22 protein-coding genes are annotated in these 21,727 nt (G+C 33.1%); 14 read left to right on the forward strand and 8 right to left on the reverse strand.

Annotated features, from left to right (window positions below):
* The first annotated feature begins 137 nt into the window (after nucleotides 1-137).
* From ffh to ACI5KZ_RS00830, 5 genes are all read left to right on the forward strand, one after another.
* A complete protein-coding gene (gene ffh / locus ACI5KZ_RS00810; RefSeq protein WP_406846596.1) occupies nucleotides 138-1,466 on the forward strand; it encodes a signal recognition particle protein in 1,329 nt (442 codons plus the stop codon).
* A gap of 74 nt (nucleotides 1,467-1,540) precedes the next feature.
* Nucleotides 1,541-1,912, forward strand: coding sequence for a four helix bundle protein (locus ACI5KZ_RS00815; protein WP_406846597.1), 372 nt, complete (start codon nucleotides 1,541-1,543; stop codon nucleotides 1,910-1,912).
* A 99-nt stretch (nucleotides 1,913-2,011) separates the two neighbouring features.
* Nucleotides 2,012-2,887 carry a bifunctional 5,10-methylenetetrahydrofolate dehydrogenase/5,10-methenyltetrahydrofolate cyclohydrolase gene (locus ACI5KZ_RS00820; protein WP_406846598.1) on the forward strand — a complete coding sequence of 292 codons (876 nt, stop codon included), beginning with the start codon at nucleotides 2,012-2,014 and terminating at the stop codon, nucleotides 2,885-2,887.
* Between the two features lie 21 nt (nucleotides 2,888-2,908).
* Nucleotides 2,909-3,625 carry a TIGR02206 family membrane protein gene (locus tag ACI5KZ_RS00825; protein ID WP_406846599.1) on the forward strand — a complete coding sequence of 239 codons (717 nt, stop codon included), beginning with the start codon at nucleotides 2,909-2,911 and terminating at the stop codon, nucleotides 3,623-3,625.
* A 101-nt stretch (nucleotides 3,626-3,726) separates the two neighbouring features.
* Entirely contained in the window at nucleotides 3,727-5,475 is a 1,749-nt protein-coding gene (locus tag ACI5KZ_RS00830; RefSeq protein ID WP_406846600.1) for an alpha/beta hydrolase-fold protein, read from the forward strand.
* Nucleotides 5,476-5,478: 3 nt separating this feature from the next.
* On the opposite strand, the gene ACI5KZ_RS00835 is transcribed toward ACI5KZ_RS00830, so the two are convergent.
* The 7 genes from ACI5KZ_RS00835 to ACI5KZ_RS00865 form a co-directional block, all read right to left on the reverse strand.
* The gene (locus ACI5KZ_RS00835; protein WP_406846601.1) at nucleotides 5,479-5,901 is read right to left on the reverse strand and encodes a VOC family protein; all 423 of its coding nucleotides are present in this window, start codon (nucleotides 5,899-5,901) and stop codon (nucleotides 5,479-5,481) included.
* Nucleotides 5,902-5,915: 14 nt separating this feature from the next.
* A complete protein-coding gene (locus ACI5KZ_RS00840) occupies nucleotides 5,916-6,485 on the reverse strand; it encodes a hypothetical protein (protein WP_406846602.1) in 570 nt (189 codons plus the stop codon).
* A gap of 78 nt (nucleotides 6,486-6,563) precedes the next feature.
* The gene (locus ACI5KZ_RS00845) at nucleotides 6,564-7,328 is read right to left on the reverse strand and encodes a pseudouridine synthase (protein WP_406846603.1); all 765 of its coding nucleotides are present in this window, start codon (nucleotides 7,326-7,328) and stop codon (nucleotides 6,564-6,566) included.
* An 18-nt stretch (nucleotides 7,329-7,346) separates the two neighbouring features.
* Nucleotides 7,347-8,123, reverse strand: coding sequence for an alpha/beta hydrolase (locus ACI5KZ_RS00850; RefSeq protein WP_406846604.1), 777 nt, complete (start codon nucleotides 8,121-8,123; stop codon nucleotides 7,347-7,349).
* 47 nt (nucleotides 8,124-8,170) lie between these two features.
* Nucleotides 8,171-8,545, reverse strand: coding sequence for a cupin domain-containing protein (locus ACI5KZ_RS00855; RefSeq protein WP_406846605.1), 375 nt, complete (start codon nucleotides 8,543-8,545; stop codon nucleotides 8,171-8,173).
* Between the two features lie 28 nt (nucleotides 8,546-8,573).
* Nucleotides 8,574-9,128: a hypothetical protein gene (locus ACI5KZ_RS00860; protein WP_406846606.1), complete on the reverse strand. Its 555-nt coding sequence runs from the start codon at nucleotides 9,126-9,128 to the stop codon at nucleotides 8,574-8,576.
* Between the two features lie 46 nt (nucleotides 9,129-9,174).
* On the reverse strand, nucleotides 9,175-10,713 hold the full coding sequence (locus tag ACI5KZ_RS00865) for a helicase HerA-like domain-containing protein (RefSeq protein WP_406846607.1): 1,539 nt from the start codon (nucleotides 10,711-10,713) through the stop codon (nucleotides 9,175-9,177).
* Between the two features lie 179 nt (nucleotides 10,714-10,892).
* Between ACI5KZ_RS00865 and ACI5KZ_RS00870 the strand changes: the two genes are divergently transcribed.
* Nucleotides 10,893-11,525: a 7-carboxy-7-deazaguanine synthase QueE gene (locus ACI5KZ_RS00870; protein WP_406846608.1), complete on the forward strand. Its 633-nt coding sequence runs from the start codon at nucleotides 10,893-10,895 to the stop codon at nucleotides 11,523-11,525.
* Between the two features lie 49 nt (nucleotides 11,526-11,574).
* Here ACI5KZ_RS00870 and ACI5KZ_RS00875 read toward each other — a convergent pair whose 3' ends face one another.
* Nucleotides 11,575-12,108 (reverse strand): DUF2911 domain-containing protein, encoded by a 534-nt coding sequence (locus ACI5KZ_RS00875; RefSeq protein WP_406846609.1) that lies wholly within the window; start codon nucleotides 12,106-12,108, stop codon nucleotides 11,575-11,577.
* A 297-nt stretch (nucleotides 12,109-12,405) separates the two neighbouring features.
* Between ACI5KZ_RS00875 and asnB the strand changes: the two genes are divergently transcribed.
* The 8 genes from asnB (at nucleotide 12,406) to ACI5KZ_RS00915 (ending at nucleotide 21,618) form a co-directional block, all read left to right on the forward strand.
* On the forward strand, nucleotides 12,406-14,070 hold the full coding sequence (gene asnB, locus ACI5KZ_RS00880; protein WP_109307644.1) for an asparagine synthase B: 1,665 nt from the start codon (nucleotides 12,406-12,408) through the stop codon (nucleotides 14,068-14,070).
* A 226-nt stretch (nucleotides 14,071-14,296) separates the two neighbouring features.
* Nucleotides 14,297-14,989 carry a DUF6090 family protein gene (locus ACI5KZ_RS00885; protein WP_406846610.1) on the forward strand — a complete coding sequence of 231 codons (693 nt, stop codon included), beginning with the start codon at nucleotides 14,297-14,299 and terminating at the stop codon, nucleotides 14,987-14,989.
* Between the two features lie 77 nt (nucleotides 14,990-15,066).
* On the forward strand, nucleotides 15,067-15,780 hold the full coding sequence (locus ACI5KZ_RS00890) for a DUF6090 family protein (protein WP_406846611.1): 714 nt from the start codon (nucleotides 15,067-15,069) through the stop codon (nucleotides 15,778-15,780).
* Nucleotides 15,781-15,815: 35 nt separating this feature from the next.
* Nucleotides 15,816-16,544: a DUF6090 family protein gene (locus tag ACI5KZ_RS00895; RefSeq protein WP_406846612.1), complete on the forward strand. Its 729-nt coding sequence runs from the start codon at nucleotides 15,816-15,818 to the stop codon at nucleotides 16,542-16,544.
* 46 nt (nucleotides 16,545-16,590) lie between these two features.
* Complete coding sequence (locus tag ACI5KZ_RS00900) at nucleotides 16,591-17,607, forward strand: dipeptide epimerase (protein WP_406846613.1); 1,017 nt, start codon at nucleotides 16,591-16,593, stop codon at nucleotides 17,605-17,607.
* Nucleotides 17,608-17,933: 326 nt separating this feature from the next.
* Nucleotides 17,934-19,883: a DNA topoisomerase (ATP-hydrolyzing) subunit B gene (gene gyrB / locus ACI5KZ_RS00905; RefSeq protein ID WP_109308119.1), complete on the forward strand. Its 1,950-nt coding sequence runs from the start codon at nucleotides 17,934-17,936 to the stop codon at nucleotides 19,881-19,883.
* A gap of 117 nt (nucleotides 19,884-20,000) precedes the next feature.
* On the forward strand, nucleotides 20,001-20,927 hold the full coding sequence (gene mdh, locus ACI5KZ_RS00910; protein WP_109307650.1) for a malate dehydrogenase: 927 nt from the start codon (nucleotides 20,001-20,003) through the stop codon (nucleotides 20,925-20,927).
* A 28-nt stretch (nucleotides 20,928-20,955) separates the two neighbouring features.
* The gene (locus ACI5KZ_RS00915; RefSeq protein ID WP_109307651.1) at nucleotides 20,956-21,618 is read left to right on the forward strand and encodes a hypothetical protein; all 663 of its coding nucleotides are present in this window, start codon (nucleotides 20,956-20,958) and stop codon (nucleotides 21,616-21,618) included.
* The last annotated feature ends 109 nt before the right edge of the window (nucleotides 21,619-21,727 follow it).

A 21,727-nucleotide genomic window follows, 5' to 3' on the forward strand; every position in this document is an offset into this window, starting at 1 on the left:
TAGAATTTTGGTTTTAGTTTAGGTTAGAAAGAGTTGCCAATAAAGGCAGCTCTTTTTTATGCAATTAAAATAAGGTCATCTCTTTAATAATAACAATCAAATCCTTAAATTTGCATCTTTAAAATTCAAAGAAGATTATGTTTAATAATTTAAGCGAAAAGTTAGATAAAGCCTTACACGTATTAAAAGGTCACGGAAGTATTACAGAAGTAAACGTTGCCGAAACCTTAAAAGAAGTTCGTAGAGCGCTTTTAGATGCCGATGTTAACTTTAAAATAGCTAAAGAATTTACCGTTCGAGTAAAAGAAAAAGCACTAGGACAAAACGTATTAACAACACTTCAGCCTGGACAGTTAATGGTTAAAATCGTTAAAGACGAATTAACCGAATTAATGGGAGGAGATGCCGAAGGACTTAATTTATCTGCAAATCCAAGCATTATTTTAATGTCTGGTTTACAAGGTTCAGGTAAAACAACCTTTTCTGGAAAGCTAGCAAATTTTCTTAAAAACAAGAAAACAAAAAAACCATTATTAGTAGCTTGTGATGTGTATCGTCCTGCTGCAATAGACCAATTACATGTTGTTGGAGAACAAATTAACGTGGAGGTTTTTAGCGATAAAGGCAATACAGATCCAGTTGCCATTGCAAAAGCTGGTGTAGCACATGCCAAAGCAAATGGGTTTAACGTAGTGATTATAGATACTGCTGGTCGTTTAGCTGTAGATGAAGCTATGATGACCGAAATTTCTAACATCCATAAAGCCATTGAACCACAGGAAACGTTATTTGTCGTGGATTCTATGACTGGGCAGGATGCTGTAAACACAGCAAAAGCCTTTAACGACGTCCTAAATTTTGATGGTGTTATTCTTACTAAATTAGATGGGGATACTCGTGGTGGTGCTGCTATTTCTATTAAATCTGTCGTTAATAAACCAATAAAGTTTATTGGTACAGGTGAAAAAATGGAAGCGATTGATATTTTCTATCCTTCTCGTATGGCAGAAAGAATTCTTGGAATGGGAGATGTGGTATCTCTTGTGGAAAGAGCTCAAGAGCAATATGATGAAGAGGAGGCTAGAAAAATTCAAAAGAAAATAGCCAAAAACCAATTTGGCTTTGACGATTTCTTAAAGCAAATTCAGCAAATCAAGAAAATGGGGAATATGAAAGACCTCATAGGAATGATTCCTGGAGCTGGAAAAATGATGAAAGATATTGATGTTGATGACGATGCTTTTAAAGGGATTGAAGCTATTATTCATTCTATGACGCCTTTAGAACGTACTAACCCATCTGTTATAAATGCCAGTAGAAAAAAACGAATTGGTAAAGGTTCAGGAACGTCAGTTCAAGAGGTCAATCAGTTACTAAAACAGTTTGATCAAATGAGCAAGATGATGAAGATGATGCAAGGAGGAAAAGGAAAAGCGATGATGCAAGCTATGAAAAGGATGAAATAGTTTTCAGCTTTCAGTCTCAGTTTGCAGTCACAGTGTTCAGTTTCTAAATTATTATTTATAGTTAAAAAATAAAAATGGATTTTAAGAAATTAATAGCATACCAAAAAGCATTTGATCTGGCTATGTCTATTTTTGAAATTTCAAAATCCTTTCTAAACGAAGAAACCTATTCACTTACAGATCAAATAAGAAGAAGCTCACGATCAGTAAATGCTAACTTAGCTGATGCTTATAGAAAAAGAGTCTTTCCAAAACATTTCAATAGCAAACTAACAGATGCTGATGCCGAAAATTCTGAAACAAATACTTGGTTAGATTTTGCATTTGCTTGTAAATATAAATCGAAAGAACAACACACAGATTTATCAAATAAAGGAATTGAAGTTGGTAAATTAATAAATTACATGATAAATAATCCTGAGAAATTTGGAGTAAAATTAGATTGATTATTTATTGAATAAAACTTTAAACTACCACTGAAACTGAAAACTATAATCGCAAGAGTAAAACCTGAAAACTGTGACTGCGAATGAAAACTAATATTTATGACAATACTAGACGGAAAAAAAGTAAGCAACGACATTAAAAATGAAATTGCTGATGAAGTTAGAAAAATGAAAGCTAATGGAGAAAAAGTACCTCATTTAGCAGCTATAATAGTTGGTAACGATGGCGCAAGTTTAACCTATGTAGCCAGTAAAGTAAAGGCTTGCGAACGTGTTGGTTTTGAATCTACAATGGTTAGAATGTCTAACACGACTAGTGAAATCGAGTTATTAGATAAGATTGAAGAATTGAATAACAATCCTGAAATAGATGGTTTTATTATTCAATTACCACTTCCAAAACAAATTGATACCCAAAAAGTATTAATGTCTGTAGACCCTGAAAAGGATGTGGATGGATTTCATCCAATGAATTTTGGTAAAATGGCATTAGATATGTCCACATTTATTCCTGCAACACCATTTGGAATTCTTGAATTGCTAGACAGATATAATGTAGAAACGAAAGGGAAGCATACCGTTGTTATTGGTCGTTCTCATATTGTTGGAAGACCTATGAGTATCTTAATGGGAAGAAAAGGATTTCCTGGAAATTCTACTGTTACCATTACACATAGTCACACAAAAAACATCACGCAAATAACGTCTCAGGCAGATATTATTATTTCAGCATTAGGGGTTCCTAATTTTTTAAAGGCAGAAATGGTAAAAGACGATGTGGTTATTATAGATGTTGGTATTACTCGTGTTGTAGATGAAAATTCACCAAAGGGTTATGTCATTACAGGTGATGTCGATTTTGAAAACGTTAGTAAAAAAGCTAGTTTTATAACTCCAGTACCTGGAGGTGTTGGACCAATGACCATAGCCATGTTGTTAAAAAACACGTTATTGGCTAGGGAGTTACGTCATTAAACTTTAATAGCACATTAATTAATGCAATATGTAAATTTTTTATTACAAATAGAAATAGGGAGTTTTTTGCATAAACTTCCAATTATTATAGCTTTTGTCTTTGGCACAAGTATCATTTTATTTGCAAAAAAAGTTTTAAATAATAAACAGCAGATAGGCTTACTCACCTTTTTGTCTTTGTGTTTGGCTGTCTTTATTATAGGGGTTGTTGTATTTGAATTAGTGACTAATAATTTTAATGTTAAACAGGATTTACCACTCTATTTAAGTAGTTTTTCAGCCTTGATTTTTCCTGTTGTTTTATTTTTAAACAAACCATTACTTTTTAGAATTTTATTTTTTTGGTGTATGTCTTGGGGTGTACAAGCTGTCATCACTCCCGATATATTAGATAGTCATTACTCATTAGATTATGTGCGTTATTGGGTTGTACATTTAGGGACTATAATACTTGTGCTTTATGTTGTATTTGTTTTAAAAATCCACCCAAATTTTAAAAGTATATTTTTGTCCATTTTAGTGTTACAAGGATACATATTAATTATTTTAGTTATAAACCAAATATTAGATGCTAATTATATGTATTTAAATGTAAAGCCAGATTCTGTAACAGTTTTAGATTATTTAGGCCCTTGGCCTTATTATATTTTAGGTATGCAATTCCTTCTTATTCCATATTTCGTGTTATTTTATTTGCCCTTTTATTTTTATAATAAAAGATCGATTACAGCCAGTTAAAATAGGTGTTCATTTGTATCGCTTATTAAATATAACTTGCTTAAAAAGTTGATTTTGTTTTTAATTTAAAATACGTAACTTTTCATGAAATAACCAACCTTATGAATTCCGTTTCAAAATTTGCATTTTTGTTTTCAATTTTTATTGTTGCTTGTCAGTCAAAATCACCAGATGTTTCTTCTAAAACTTCAGAAAATCACATTTCTGTATCTTATTCAGACGATCTGAATTTCGAGAACTTAGATGGACGATTGCTATTGGTATTGTCAGACAATAATAACGAAGAACCTCGATTTCAAGTTACAAACAATTTAAAAGCTCAACCCATTTTTGGAAAAAATGTCAATCAGTTAAAACCAAATGAACATGTGGTGTTTACTGAAGATGATTTCGGTTTTCCTTATGAATCGTTATCAGATGTAAAACCAGGCACGTATTATGCTCAAGCTGTTCTTCATGTATACGAAACTTTTAATTTATCTACTGGTCAAATGGTAAAATTACCTATGGATAATGGCGAAGGACAACAGTGGAATAAGTCTCCAGGCAATTTATACAGTAAGCCTGTAAAAATTGAAATCTCTAAAAATTCGGTTCCAAATATTGATCTCGTTATGGATCAAGTGATTTCTGAAATTGTTGAACCAGAAGATACCGAATGGATAAAGCACATTAAAATGAAATCGGAATTGTTATCAAAATTTTGGGGACGTGATATGTATTTAGGAGCTCATGTATTATTACCTAAAGGGTTTAACGAACATCCTGAAGCCAAATATCCATTGATGGTCTTTCAAGGTCATTTTCCAAGTGATTTTGGAGGATTTAGAACCACACCTCCAGACCCAAACCTAAAACCAGAATATTCAGACCGTTTTGGTATTGATGGATATAATATCATCCAACAAGAAGAAGCTTACAATTTTTATAAACGATGGAATGAACCAGATTTTCCTAGATTTCTAATTATTGAAATACAACACCCAACCCCTTATTACGATGATTCCTATGCCGTAAATTCTGCAAGTCAAGGACCTTATGGAGATGCGCTTACTTATGAATTAATTCCATATATCGAAAAGATGTTTAGAGGTCAAGGTGAAGGTTGGTCTCGATTTTTATATGGTGGTTCCACAGGTGGTTGGGAAGCTTTAGCAGTTCAAGTAAAATATCCTGAAGAATACAATGGCTGTTTTGCAGCTTGTCCAGATCCAATAGATTTTAGAGCCTATTGTTTAAATAATATTTATGAAGATGACAATGCGTATTTTGCAAGGTCCAATCATAAAATTTTAGAAATCCCAAGTCATAGAGATTATTTAGGAAATGTTAGTGCAACTGTGAAAGATGATAATTATTTAGAATTAGTACTTGGTGATAAGTCACGCTCTGGTGGACAATACGATATTTGGGAAGCAACGTATTCACCTCAAGGTGAAGATGGTTATCCTCAACGTATTTGGGATAAGTATACAGGCGAGATCAATCATGAAGTTGCAGCGTATTGGAAAGAAAATTACGATTTAAGACATATTTTAGAACGCGATTGGGATAAACTAGGTGAAAATTTAAAAGGAAAAATTCATATTTATTGTGGCGATATGGATAATTATTATTTGAATAATGCCGTTTACCTCATGGAAGATTTTCTAGAAAGTACTACAGATCCTTATTATGATGGCGAAGTAGATTATGGCAATCGGGCAGAACATTGTTGGAATGGAGATCAAGAAAACCCGAACTACATTTCCAGATTGCGATATAATAGTATGTATGTGCCAAAAATAATGAAACGTATTATGGCTTCTGCTCCAGAGGGAGCCGACTTAACAAGTTGGCGTTATAAGTAATGTTTATTTAGCAAAAAGTTGACTTATGTCTTTAAAGGATTTAAACTCTAAAGCATTACCTGCAGGATCCAAGAAAAACATAGTTGCTTGTTCGCCAACCAAACCTTCAAAACGGATGTAAGGTTCTATGATAAAGTTAATACCTTTTTGTTTTAAATCTTCAGCAAAAGTTTGAAACGTATCCCAAGGCAAAACCACACCATAATGTGGAATTGGAACTGCTTTTCCATCCACCGAATTGGTTTGCGATTCCTCTTTAGATTTTGGTTTGTAATGTATCACCAATTGATGTCCGAAAAAGTTGAAATCAACCCAGTGGTCGCTACTTCTACCTTCTTCGCAATTAAGAATATCTCGATAGAAGGTTCTACAAGTGTCTAGATTATGAACAGGGATGGCAATGTGAAATGGAGAAATTGTTGTCATCTTTAAATATATAATTAATTTTCTTCTCTTATACAATCTATCTTCCAAGTAGGAAAAACGACAGATTCAGTTTTATCAACCCATTCGCCTACCCATTTATAACCAGACTGACTTATATCGTAAAAAGTTAATCTAAAATAACCATCCGTACCATTTGGAGCTTTTTGTTCTTTATAATGAACAATATTTCCATTGTCCTTTTTCTTCCCTTCCCAAGTAGGTAATTCTGTAGTAGGTGTTTTAGATGAATACCAATGTACGTACCATCGGCTACTATCTGCTATATATTGACGGATGCTTCCAGAATGTGAACCATCAGATTTTAAGGTTTCATCTTGAACTGCCATGCCATTCAAAATGTATTTCCAAGTCCATGTCATGTCTTCTGGTTCTGTCCACGTACCATCTTGGTTTTTTCTTGTTGAGGTGCAATTGCAACGACCAATCATGGCTTCGTAATCTGTAATTTGTTTTGGTGCTTCTGGATTGGCTTGCCCGAATGGAAATGCTTCAGATGCGTCGTAATTATACTGAGAAAACACAGTAAGTGAAACTAAAAATAGGAGGTTGGTTAAAGGTTTCATAAGATAACTTTATTTTAAAGTTACCAATCGGTTATTTAGTTTGAGTGACTTTTAATACTTTTTTAACAGAATTTGAAATTAGTCTTCGTCCGTTTTAAGTTTCTTTTTTGAATGAAACACTTTATCTGAATCTTCTAACAAATGGTTTAATTCTGAAAATTCTAATGCTGTTAATTCTCTGTATTCTCCCAAAGGAATATCTAATTTGATATTCATTATTCGAATACGTTTCAATGTTTCAACTTCATAGGTTAAATATTCGCACATGCGACGAATTTGTCTATTCAGACCTTGAGTTAAAATAATTTTAAATTCGAAAGTGCCCAGTTTTTCAACAACACATGGTTTAGTCGTTTTTCCTAATTCTTCTAAAGGAATGCCACTAGACATTCGTTGAATAAACGTTTGTGAAATAGGTTTGTCTACCGTTACAATATATTCTTTTTCATGGTTATTACTGGCACGAAGTATCTTGTTTACAATGTCTCCATCATCAGTTAATAAAATTAACCCTTCACTTGGTTTATCTAAACGGCCAATAGGAAAAATACGTTTCGGATAATTTATAAAATCGATGATGTTGTCCTTTTCAACACGTGTGTCTGTTGTGCAGACAATCCCTAAAGGTTTATTAAAAGCTAAATAAACAAATTTCTCTTTGGTGTTTTTAATCAATTTTCCGTCAACATGTACCACATCATTTGGACCTATTTTTGTTCCCATTTCTGGAACTTCATCATTAATCGTCACTCGTCCTGCATCAATAAGCTTATCTGCTTCTCGACGCGAACAATAACCAACTTCACTTAAAAATTTATTGATTCGTTTTAAATTTTCTTCCATAATGCAAAGATAGCAACTTTAGTTGTCTATAAAGTCAAAAATGTAATTTGAAACTTCGTCTGAAACCAGAGAATGACCAAAACCTTCTGTAGAAACTAACTGACTGTTTTTGTATTTGGCTTTAATTTGAACCGCATCGTTATAAGGTATGATACGATCTTTTTTATCATGTATTATTAATCCTGCTGAAGAAATATGTTCTGAAAAATTAGCTGTAGAATATGCCTTAGGGAAATCTCCAAAACGCTCTTTAATAAGCAAATTAATATGATTAGTAACGCGATTCGAATAACTCATCATATTAGCATAACGGTTTATAACATCTGCATATTCTGAAGGTGCACCAAGCAAAATCATTTTTAGTACATGTTCTTTTTGATACTTAGATTGAAATAAAACCGACGCCATACCACCAACCGAATGGCCAATAATAATTTTAGGCTCAAAGCGTTCTGAAGCTACTTTAATAAATTCTGCATACAGAATGGCGTTAAATCTATTGCTTCCAGAACGACCGTGAGCAGGAGCATCTATGGCAACAATACCAAACCCTCTTTTTCTTAAATGAGTAATTAAATCTTGCCATCTAGCCGAATTGCTTTCCCAACCATGAGCTAATAATATGGTTTCTTTTTTCCCAAGCCATCTATAAGTCATAAACGGCGTATCGTTGAATTTTAATTCTTCTCTAAAGGCAGTGTCTAAAAAATCTGATTGTTTCTCATTAACTTTTCCTTTAAAGGGTTTCGAAAATAAAAACAAAGCGATTCTGCCAGCTAATCTTGGAGAAAACAAGCTAATCAGGTTTATTAAAAGGCCAATTATTTTTTGCAGCAAGGTCATCATAAACCTTCTCTATTTACTAAATCCATTGAAAAAGCAGGTAAACATATGGCAAGATAGGTACAAGGTTCAGTAAACGGATTTGAATATTGTACTCTTGTGTTTTTTTCTATTTTGATAGATTGACCTGCTTCCAAAATAATTTCTTCACCATCAATAATAAATTGTTTTTTTCCCTTTATGATGAACGTGTATTCGTCGAATTCTGGAGTTTGATACGGTTCACTCCAACCAGCAGGAGCTATCATATGTGCTATGCTAATATTGGAATCCTTGTTTGTGGCATTCCCAAAATGTTCGGTTATTATTTTACCATCTGACGTAGGAACAACAAAAGGGTTGTTTTGAACGGTGTATTTTTTATTTTTTTGCATTTTTTAATTGCTTATTACGGTTGTATGCTTAATTCCAGCCAATCATGAAATATTTAATTTTAGCTTTTTCAGGTATTTGAATGGCCTCAATTTTCGCATTCATATCGAATTGTAATTCCGCAGGCAGCTCGCTTTTAGCAATGGTAAAAAAGGCATTGATTTCGTTTACAAAAACTACGACATTTTTTAAGGTATTTTGAATGCTAGATATCTTATAATTGTTTTTTATATCTCCAAAAGTACTTTTTGTATTTAGACCTTTGTCTGTTTTAAATCTAGAATCCAATATTTTAATAGTTTCTATAGTTGAAGTTGGATCTTGAATTTTACTAGGTGTTAACGTAAGTAACTTGTTGCCTGATTTATCAAAAACATCAATATCTGTTCGATTAAAAGTAAATTCATTGTCTAGAAGTCTTTCCACAACAGAGTCGTTTGCAAAAACAGCTTTTAAGTCTTTTACCTGGGTTGAATCTGTTAGCAATCCAATATTTTGTTTGCTAATTTGGAAGGGATTTTGTTCTTTTTTACAACCAACAAATAAAAGGGTTGCAAGGGCTAAGCTGAAAATAGTTTTTTTCATATAAATTAAGGGTAAATATTAAATTATTTTAAAGTTAAGTAAGATTTTATTTTTTCATGACTTTGGTTAAAATACCAAAAACACTTCTAATAAAAGTGGCACTTGTAAGTACTTTTACTATTGGGTTCATTCTGGTGCTCTTTCTTGTTGATGTACTTCTGCTTTTAGATTCAGCTTTTTCTAATGCAGCTTTTTCTTTTTTTGCTTTTTCTTTTAATTCTTGGGCTTCGGCTTGTTCAATTTTTTCATTGAGCATTTCGTATGCACTTTCTCTATCAACTTCTTCGTTGTATTTCTTTACTAATTTCGAATTGTTTAATAATTCTTTCAATTCAGAATCTGTTAGAATATCCATACGGCTCATTGGAGCACGCATCATTGTTGCAGCTAAAGGTGTTGGTCTGCCTTTTTCATTTAGAGCAGATACTAGAGCTTCACCAGTTCCTAAAGAAGTAAGAACGCTGGCTGTATCATAATATTCTGTGTCTGGATAATTTTGTGCTGTTAGTTTAATCGCTTTTCTATCTTTTGCTGTAAAAGCTCTTAAAGCATGTTGTACTTTTAAACCTAACTGACTTAAAACAGCTTCAGGAACATCCGTTGGATTTTGGGTAACAAAATACAGGCCAACTCCTTTACTTCTTATCAGTTTGACAATGCTTTCAATTTGATTTAATAAGGCTTTAGAAGCTTCGTTAAATATTAAATGAGCCTCATCAATAAACATGATAAGTTCTGGCCTTCCAGTATCTCCTTGTTCCGGAAATGTAGAATATATTTCAGCTAAAAGGCTCAACATAAACGTTGAAAATAATTTTGGCTTGTCTTGAATATCTGTTAATCGAATAATATTGATATAGCCTTTACCATTTTCATCTATTCTTAATAAATCCTGAGGGTCAAACGATTTCTCGCCAAAAAACAAATCACCTCCTTGTTGTTCGATTTCTACGATTTTTCTTAAAATAGCCCCAGTAGAAGCTGTTGAAATACGTCCATAAGCTTCTTCAAACTCTTCTTTTCCTTCATTTGTTGCGAACTGAAGTATTTTTTTAAAATCTTTTAAGTCGAGTAGTGGTAACTTATTGTCATCACAATATTTAAAAATGACAGAGATAATGCCAGCTTGAGTCTCGGAAACATCTAGAATTCTAGAGATTAAAACAGGTCCGAATTCGCTTATTGTTGCACGAAGCCTCACACCATTTTGAGCTGAAAGCGTTAAAATTTCAACAGGAAAAGCCTTAGGTTCGAATGGCAAGCCAATAGCTTCATGACGTTCGTCAATTTTTACATGCCCAGGACTTGGTTGGGCCAAACCACTTAAATCTCCTTTAATATCCATCATGATAACAGGAACACCTTTTTCAGAAAGGTTTTCAGCAAGCACCTGTAAGGTTTTTGTTTTTCCAGTTCCAGTAGCTCCTGCAATTAGTCCATGTCTGTTCATGGTTTTTAAAGGCACATTAACAAAAGCATTTTTAACGGTTTTACCATCTAACATGGCAGATCCTAAAGTAATAAATTCGCCTTTGTTAGTGTTTCCTTCAGTGATATGATTAAAGAATGCTTCTTGTTTACTCATGTTTTTTGAAATTTTGTATAAAAATACTAATCTTGAACCAATCTGAAGGAAAATGTTTTCAACAAAAAAGTAGAAGTTGTTATTATAACTCTATTACATTTTGAAGAAGTTCCTTAGAATGAAAAACTAATGTTAATCATTTCTAAAAAACTGTTTCCTGTTTCCTATCTTTGCAAGCTATGACAAGAAGTGAAAGACAAGAGCTAATAGATAAAGGATTATTGTTGCCTTTAATGGAGGAGTTTTATACCATTCAAGGTGAAGGTTTCCATAAAGGAACAGCTGCTTATTTTGTTCGAATAGGTGGTTGCGATGTTGGTTGCCATTGGTGTGATGTTAAAGAAAGCTGGTTGGCAGAATTGCATCCACCAACGGAAACAGAAAAAATTGTTGATAACGCAGTGAAGTATAGCAACACTATTGTGGTTACTGGAGGAGAACCATTAACATGGGACATGGGACCATTAACTACACAGTTGAAAGCAAAAGGTCTTCAAACACATATAGAAACCTCTGGGGCTTATAAGCTTACAGGTACTTGGGATTGGATTTGTCTCTCTCCCAAAAAACTCAAATTACCTACCGAAGAAATTTATAATAAGGCACATGAATTAAAATGCATCATTTATAATAAAAGCGATTTTAAATTTGCAGAAGAACAAGCTGCTAAAGTAAATGAAGATTGTATATTGTATTTGCAGCCAGAGTGGAGTAAACGCGATAAAGTGGTTCCTGAAATTGTGGACTATGTGATGGCTAACCCTAAGTGGAAAGTATCTCTACAAACACATAAATATTTAAATATTCCATGAAAAAAACACCTTGAATTTCAAGGTGTTTTTTTCATGATGAATTGTTTTTTTACTTAACTGGAACTGAAACACGTAATGTGTCCCAACCCATATGCATGGTTCCATCGTCATCAAAAGCAATAGAAAACGCTTCTAAAGATTCTTTACCTTCTGTAACAGGTGCTGTTACTCTAGCAACATCATTTTCTTCTTTGTAAAAGTAAGATCCCCAAACATTTAAATCTGAGCTTAAAATAACCGTCCACTCTTTTTCTCCAGGTATGGTATACATGGTGTAAGTTCCTGCTGCCACTTTTTTATCGCCAAACATTTTTTCTTGATAAAAAGTTATTTCAACAGCTTCGTTAGCGCCAGTTCTCCATACTTCTCCGTTTTTTGCTAGAGTGCTAACATCTCTTCCTTTTAATTGTGGTCTGCTGTAAACCACTTTTACTTGTTTGTCTGATACTTTGTAGTCGCTAGGGAATGATGCTGCATCCATCGGACTTTTGTCAAGTCCACTAAAATCTTGCGCAGACAAATTTGTTGAAAATAGCATGACAAGTGAAAATGCTAAAGCTGAAATTAAAATTGATTTTTTCATAGAATGTGTTTTTTAAAACCATAAATTAATCTGAAATAGTTTCAGGATTATGGAATTTTGTTTTTGTTAAAGTTTAAAAATATTAGAAACGTCTTAATAATTGTCGAAAGGATATGTTAAAATTTACAATTTCAATGAAAAATATGTTTATTCAGAAGTTATTAGTTTCATTTATGCGTAAAAACAAAGATTATATTTGTAATATGTAACTATTTCTTTGTTTTATGTTTCATAGTTGTTATAATAATCTCATTTTTGCTTAACTATTAGAATAATAATAAATAAAAAATTAGAGTTATGTGTGGCATTGTATGTGCATTCGATTTAAAAAGAAAAGCTGAAGATTTAAGACCTCAAATATTAGAAATGGCCAAAACCATTCGTCATAGAGGTCCAGATTGGAGTGGGATTTATAGCGATGATAAAGTGATTATGGCTCATGAACGTTTGGCTATTGTAGATCCAGCTTCAGGTAAACAGCCTTTGTTAAGTGATGATAAAAAACTCATATTAGCTGCCAATGGCGAAATATACAATCATAGAGAATTGCGTAAGCAATTAAAAACAGCTTATAATTTTCAAACTGAAAGCGATTGCGAAGTCATTTTAGCTTTATACAAAGAAAAAGGTGTTGATTTTGTTGATGATATGAACGGTATCTTTGGATTTGCCATTTACGATGTTGAAGAAGATAGCTATTTTATTGCAAGAGACCATATGGGAATTATTCCGTTATATATTGGTTGGGATGAATACGGGACGTTCTATGTGGCATCTGAATTAAAAGCACTTGAAGGTGTTTGTACTAAAATAGAGTTGTTTCCTCCAGGACATTATATGTCTAGTAAAGATGGTGAATTTGTGAAATGGTATAAACGTGAATGGACAGAATTTGATGCTGTAAAAGACAATGAAACAAGTATTAAAGTTTTAAAAGAAGCCTTAGAAGCTGCAGTTCACAGACAATTAATGAGCGATGTTCCTTATGGAGTCCTGTTGTCTGGTGGATTGGATTCTTCTATAACTTCAGCAATTGCAAAAAAATATTCACAAAAACGTATTGAGAGCAATGATATCTCTGAAGCCTGGTGGCCACAATTGCATAGTTTTTCCGTTGGATTGGAAGGTTCTCCCGATTTGGCTGCAGCTAGAAAAGTAGCAGATCATATTGGAACGGTTCATCATGAGATTAAGTTTACCATACAAGAAGGATTAGATGCTATAAAAGATGTTATTTATCAATTGGAAACATACGATGTAACCACTATTAGAGCCAGTACACCTATGTATTTAATGGCACGCGTTATTAAATCAATGGGAATAAAAATGGTATTATCTGGAGAAGGAGCAGACGAACTTTTTGGAGGTTATTTATATTTTCATAAAGCGCCAAATGCACAAGAGTTTCACGAAGAAACTGTTAGAAAATTAAGCAAGCTACATCAGTACGATTGCTTGCGTGCAAACAAAAGTTTAGCTGCATGGGGTATTGAAGGTCGTGTGCCATTTTTAGATAAAGAATTTATGGATGTGGCTATGCAAATTAATCCACAAGATAAAATGATCCATGGGGAACGCATGGAAAAATGGGTTTTGAGAAAAGCCTTTGAAGATATGATTCCAGAATCTGTAGCATGGAGACAGAAAGAACAATTTAGCGATGGTGTTGGTTATAGTTGGATAGACACCTTGAAAGAAGTAGTAGCAGCAGAAGTGTCTGATGAGCAACTAGCTAACGCTAAATATAAATTCCCAATACAAACACCAACTAGTAAAGAGGAATTTTATTATCGCACAATTTTTGCAGCCCATTTTCCAAGTGATGCTGCAGCTCTAAGTGTGCCTCAAGAAGCAAGTGTAGCTTGTAGTACCCAAATAGCTTTAGAGTGGGATGATGCTTTTAAAAACATGAATGATCCTAGTGGTAGAGCCGTAGCCAAAGTACATGCCGATGCTTATTAATAGGAGATTTTAATAAATAATTGAAAACCAGCTTTAAAGCTGGTTTTTTTTATTTAAAAAATAGTTACCTTTAAAAGGTTAACCAACTAACAAGATTCCGGCTTCCTCAGGAAAAAAGTATGATTAAATTCTTTAGACACTATTCGAACACAATTTTTCAATCGAAAAATCAAAGGTCTAGCAGACCTTTGGTGAGGATACAATCGACATCTAAAACTCTGAAGCTATGATAAAGTTTTTCAGAAAAATAAGATACGATCTTATGGAAACAGGAAAAACATCCAGATATTTTAAATACGCCTTTGGTGAAATTATCCTTGTGGTTATTGGTATTCTTATAGCGCTTTCAATTAATAACTGGAATGAAAATCGCAAGTTAGAAAATGATAAATTCAAATTAATACATGTGTTCAAACAAGAATTTTTGAGTAATAAAAAAGAATTAAAAAATCATTATAATGGGTTAAAAACAAGTAATGTTTTTTTAAATAAACTACTTCATTTTTCTGCAGATTCTACTGTAAGCCTTCCTGTAGATTCTTTACGGCTCTATTCAAGCAAAATGGTATATCTATATCAATTATCATTGTTAAACTCGGTTCAGGAAGAAGCCATTTCGTCTAGAAAGTTTGAGTTGTTGAATGATAGTTTAAAAGCCATGCTTTCAAAATATATAGATTATACTAATGCCTTAAATTCTCTTAAAGAAGATTCAATGGGCACGAAGTCTGATGATGATAGAATATTCGAATTAACTATCACCCTCTCGACATTCCAATCTATGTTTGATTTAACGTTCCAAATAGAACAATTCCCATACACAAAGCATTCAAAAAAAACGATACCGATTTTGTTACTTACCTTAAATTGCCAAAAACGTATAAATTGCTATATACCATCTATTATCAAAATATGTTGATTGATCTATGGGTGAAACAAGGGGGTACTAAATTTAAACAATATTATTCTTGAACAACTTAATGAGTAATTAAAACAATGATAAAATTTTTTAAGCGAATTAGATATAACCTTATGGAACAAAACAATACAGCTAAGTACTTTAAGTACGCTATTGGCGAAATAACACTTGTCATGATTGGGATTCTACTTGCTCTACAAGTGAATAATTGGAACGAAAACAGGAAAAACAGACAATTTGAATCGGAAATCATTGCACTTATTGATAATAATCTACTTAAAGATTCCATGTCGTTGGCAGTCGAACTTAAAAGAGCAAAATTGGCAATATCAACTACAGAACATTTACTCCATGAGATCGATCAAGGTATTTATAGTGATAGTTTGAATTATATGATGGGTAAAATTATAAATTTTCAACGATTTAAATCTCAGTCAAGTGCTTTTGAAGTTTTAAAATCAAAAGGCATAGAAAACATTAGAAATAAACAATTACAATTAGAGTTAATAACGTATTACGACGAAATCCTTTTCAGTGTATATGAAAGTTGTTTAGATGTGGAAAAATCTTTTAATACAGATTGGATTCCGCTTATAAAACATGAATTTTCAGATTTTAAATGGTTAGAGTTCTGCGTGCCAATCGATTCTAAAAGCTTTTTTGAGAAACCCTCTACCATCGTGCTTTTTAAACTTTTTAAAGATAACAGAGTAGGTCAAGTGGATATAATGGAAAAAGCAATAGCGAAAATTACAGAAATCAGAAATCTTATTAAGAGTGATACAATATGATTAAATTCTTCCGAAAAATCCGACAAAACCTAATTGTGGAAAACAAAACATCCAAATACTTTAAATACGCCATTGGCGAAATAATTTTAGTGGTTATTGGGATTTTAATTGCTTTACAAATTAACAATTGGAATGAATTAAGAAAAGCAAATGTGGTAGAACAAAATGCGTTGCATAATATTCATCGCGACTTTATAAAAAACAAAGCCATATTAGAAGAAGTAAAAACTAACACTTTAACAATTGTAAGTTCTGGAATACAAATTCTTAATCATACAGGAGTCAAAAGTAAACCAGATTCCGAAACCAACTTTAACCAATTATTAAACAAACTATACAACAGTTCGCCTTATTATCCTCAAAATGGATTTTTAGACGATCTATTAAGTTCTGGAAAACTAGGTATATTTAAGAATGAAGAACTGCGAAACCTGTTGTCCTCTTGGAAACCTGAAGTTGATATTCTAGAAGAACGGTTTAGCTCTCTAGATTATGCTGAAGATATATTAAATACCTTTATCCTAGAACACGGTAGTTGGTTAAATGCCGATCAAATACCTGATCAAGGTAGAAATGTGGAATTTCCTAAATCAGGTTTTACGGTCGATAATAGAGGTATGCTAGATGCGCTACTTTTCGAAAATTTAATAGAGAATTTAACGATAGCAGCAGATAATTATTATACAGCACAACAGAAAGCAGAAAAATTACTAGTTGAAATTACTAAACTTTTGGAAAATGAAATAGAAAAAAGTATTGATTAAATTCTTCGGTATATCCGGAAACCAATTCAGAATTAGAAAATAACCAATGAAATTAAAACTAGAAGCAAGCCCTTTTCAGCTTATTTTAAAACATCCATTTACAATTTCTAGGTCAACAAGAACCTCTCAAAACACAGTAATTGTATCTATATCTAATGGTGTATGTACTGGATATGGCGAAGCTATTCCGTATCCATATTACAACATTACAGAAGAAAAGATACAACAATCCATTTTGAAAACTCAATCAATTATTGAAAATGCTTTTGGGATGCTACCTGACGATCTATGGCATTTGCTAGAGCCTAAATTAGGAGACGATTATTTTACGCTTTGCGCACTTAATTGTGCTTATTGGGATTTTTATGCGAAATCACAAAACAGAACGGTTAGAAGTTATTTTATCGATGATGCTAAAAATTCTCCACTATCAGATTATACCATAGGAATTGATAGAATCGAAATCATGAAACAGAAAATTCTAGAAACACCTTGGCCAATTTATAAAATCAAATTAGGAACAGAACATGATGTGGAAATAGTCTCTGAACTTAGAAAAATAACAGATGCTATTTTTAGAATTGATGCTAATTGCTCTTGGACTGTTCAAGAAACACTTGATAATGCAATACAACTAAAAGCATTAGGTGTGGAGTTTATAGAGCAACCTTTAAAAGCAGACGATTGGGAAGGTGTGAAACAATTAAAAAAAACATGCGTATTACCATTAATAGCAGATGAGAGCTGTCAGCGTTTTGAAGATGTTCAAAAATGCGCTGAAGGTTTTCATGGTATCAATATCAAGCTCATGAAATGTGGCGGACTTACACCAGCTCTAAAAATGATAAAGAAGGCACGAGAGCTCAATTTAAAAGTCATGGCTGGTTGTATGGCAGAATCTACTGTTGGTGTTTCTAATCTGGCTCAAATAGCACCACTTTTAGATTATTTAGATGCCGATGGTGCTATGTTATTAAAAAATGATACTGCTAAAGGGATCAAACTTGAACAAGGAAAAATTATTTTTGCAAAAGAAAATGGTTCAGGAATACGTTTGCTTTAATACAAGAAGAATAAGCAGAAATCTTGTTAAAAAGCCTAATACAAAAATTCAAAAAATCGCTTTAGAGCAGCGATAACTATTTTTCTGTTTTTAAGGTTGTTTAAAAATCATCAAAATTCATTTTAAGGTCAATTTAAAGCGTTTTAAGACACTTTTAAGTAATTAACAATTGTTGATAATTTCGAGTCAAACTCGTTAAAATGCTTTTTAAAAGCGTTTTAAATTCGTATCTTTGTTTGTATTCAAAAGGATGCTAAAAGCATCTTTTTTTGTGAAGTCACTTGATGGCTCAACAGTCAATTAATAACAAACAAGAAACGTTTTATATGAGCGAGAAAAGAGAAGAATTTAATAAGGATAATTATTCAGCAGATAGTATTCAAGCCCTGGAAGGTATGGAGCATGTACGTATGCGTCCTTCTATGTATATTGGAGATACTGGTACCAGAGGATTACATCATTTGGTTTATGAGGTGGTTGATAACTCCATTGACGAAGCTTTAGCTGGACATTGCGATAATATTAGTGTCATTATTAATGAAGATAATTCCATAACTACCGAAGATGATGGTCGTGGTATTCCTGTGGATTTGCACAAAAAGGAAGGAGTTTCAGCTTTAGAAGTTGTTATGACTAAAATTGGTGCTGGAGGAAAATTCGATAAAGATTCCTACAAAGTTTCTGGTGGATTACACGGAGTAGGTGTTAGTTGTGTGAATGCGTTATCTATTCATTTAAAAGCAACCGTTTATAGAAAAGGTGAAATCTGGGAACAAGAATACGAAAAAGGGAAACCTATGTATCCAGTTAAGAAAGTTGGAGAAACTGAAAAAAGAGGAACCATCGTTACTTTTAAACCAGACCCAACCATTTTTACCCAAACATTAGAATATAACTACGATACTTTAGCGAGCAGAATGCGTGAGTTGGCTTACCTTAATAAAGGTATCACCATTCATTTAATTGATAAACGTCATAAAAAAGATGATGGCGAATTTGAAGGAGAAACATTTCATTCTGAAGAAGGATTAAAAGAATTTATAAAATTCTTAGATGGAAACAGAGAGCCGTTAATTAATGAAGTTATAGCGTTTGAAGGCGAAAAAAATGGCGTTCCTGTAGAGGTTGCTATGGTTTATAATACCTCTTATGCTGAAAATCTACATTCCTATGTAAATAATATTAATACACACGAAGGTGGAACACACTTGTCTGGGTTTCGTCGTGGATTAACACATACACTTAAAAAGTATGCAGATGAATCTGGTTTGCTTAAAAACTTAAAATTCGATATTGCTGGGGATGATTTCCGTGAAGGCTTAACTGCTATTATTTCGGTAAAAGTTCAAGAGCCACAATTCGAAGGGCAAACAAAAACCAAATTAGGTAACCGTGAGGTTTCTGCTTCGGTAAGTCAAGCAGTTTCTGAGATGTTAACCGACTACTTAGAAGAACATCCAGACGATGCTAAAACCATTGTACAAAAAGTGATTTTGGCAGCACAAGCACGTCATGCAGCACAAAAAGCACGAGAAATGGTGCAACGTAAAACCGTCATGAGTATTGGTGGTTTGCCAGGAAAACTATCAGACTGTTCAGAGCAAGATCCAGCAAAATGCGAAGTGTTTCTAGTTGAGGGAGATTCGGCAGGTGGAACGGCTAAACAAGGTCGTGACAGAGCATTTCAAGCTATTTTGCCTTTACGTGGTAAAATCTTGAATGTAGAGAAAGCCATGGTTCATAAAGTGTTTGAAAACGAAGAGATAAAAAACATCTTCACAGCACTAGGTGTTACTATTGGAACCGAAGAAGATAGTAAAGCTCTTAATTTATCAAAATTACGCTACCATAAAGTTGTGATTATGTGTGATGCCGATATCGATGGATCACATATTGCAACATTAATTTTAACCTTCTTCTTTAGATATATGAAGGAATTGATAGAAAATGGACATATTTATATAGCAACTCCACCTTTATATTTAGTTAAAAAAGGTGCTAAAAAGGAATATGCCTGGTCTGATAAAGAACGAGATGAAATTTTAAAAGAGTTTGGTGATAGCGCTAAAATTCAACGTTATAAAGGTCTTGGTGAGATGAATGCAGAACAGCTTTGGGATACCACCATGAATCCAGAATTTAGAACCATGCGTTTGGTTCAAATAGACAATGGAACAGAAGCAGACAGAATATTCTCTATGCTTATGGGAGACGAAGTACCACCTCGAAGAGAGTTTATTGAGAAAAATGCCATTTATGCGAATATTGATGCATAAACCAGTTTAATAAATACCGTTAAAGCAGAAGATAATACTTCTGCTTTTTCATTTGCACTATTTTTATTTGTAATTTTGCAGTCTTAAAAATCAACACATTAAAAAACACATAATTTTATGAAAGTAACAGTAGTTGGAGCAGGAGCAGTTGGTGCCAGTTGTGCAGAATATATTGCTATTAAAGATTTCGCTTCAGAAGTCGTTTTGTTAGATATTAAAGAAGGTTTTGCTGAAGGTAAAGCTATGGACTTAATGCAAACAGCTTCATTAAACGGATTTGACACTAAAATAACTGGAATTACTAACGATTATTCCGTAACTGCAAATAGTGATATTTGTGTGATTACTTCTGGAATACCTAGGAAGCCAGGTATGACTCGTGAAGAATTAATTGGAATCAACGCAGGTATTGTTAGAGCTGTATCTTCAAGTTTAGTGAAACATTCTCCAAATACTATTTTAATTGTTGTTAGTAATCCTATGGATACCATGACTTACTTGGCTGCAAAAGCAACAGGTTTGCCAAAACATAGAATTATAGGCATGGGTGGCGCTTTAGATTCGGCTCGTTTTAAGTACAGGTTGGCTGAGGCATTAGGCGCTCCAATTAGCGATGTAGATGGTATGGTACTTGGTGGACATAGCGACACTGGAATGATTCCATTAACCAGATTAGCTACAAGAAACTCGGTTCCAGTATCTGAATTTTTAACTACAGAACGTTTAGAACAAGTTAAAGAAGATACCAAAGTTGGTGGTGCGACTCTTACTAAACTATTAGGTACTTCGGCTTGGTATGCTCCAGGAGCAGCTGTAAGTGGATTAGTTCAAGCCATTGCTTGCGACCAAAAGAAACTATTTCCTTGTTCGGTATTTTTAGAAGGTGAATATGGAATGAATGACATCTGTATAGGTGTTCCTGTAATTCTTGGAAGAAATGGTATTGAAAAAATTGTTGAAATGAATTTAACAGATGCCGAAAAAGAAAACATGCTTAATAGTGCAGAAGCAGTTAGAAAAACAAACGGATTATTAGAACTGTAACACACTCTTAAAACTTAAAACAATAAAAATGAAAAAAATACTATTATTAGTACTAGTCGCGATTACAACAGTTAGTTTTTCGCAAGAAAGCATGACCGAAGGAGTTGTTTATTCTAAGCAAACCATGTCTACAGATAATGCACAAATGCAAAGTCAATTAGCCATGATTGGAGACATCTTAACAACTACCTACTTTAAAGAGGGTAAAACACGTTCAGAAACATCTAATATCATGACAGGTTCTTCATATTCCATTATGGATAGTGAAAACAATGAAATGTTAATGGCAATGAATAATCAAATGACAGGTAAAAAATATGTTGTAAAAAGCATGGAGCCTTCAGAAGAAGATTTAAAGAATGTAACGATTACCAAAGGAGATGAAACAAAAACAGTACTAGGCTACGAGTGTCAAGAGTATAATGTTGAGGTAAACAAAGATGGTGTTGTAGTAACTATGGATGTGTATACCACAGATAAATTAACGGCTATTTCTCAACAATCTACCATGATGGGAGCAGATTTGAATGGTTTTCCATTATATATGACCATGAACATGAGTCAAATGGGAATGAATTTAACCATTACAAATGAAGTTACCGAGATTAAGAAAGAATCTGTGTCAGATGATAAGTTCGATATGACACCTCCAGAAGGTTACGAAAAAACAGACAAGTTACAAGGCATGTAAGCCTTCAAATTTATGTTAACAAAAAAAACAGCTTTTTATAGCTGTTTTTTTTGTTATATATCTCAAACCTTTTGTTAAATAAGTATAGAAGATATATATTTGCTCGTTT

Origin of the sequence: Xanthomarina sp. GH4-25, from assembly GCF_045363175.1 — a bacterium.
Taxonomy (GTDB): domain Bacteria; phylum Bacteroidota; class Bacteroidia; order Flavobacteriales; family Flavobacteriaceae; genus Xanthomarina.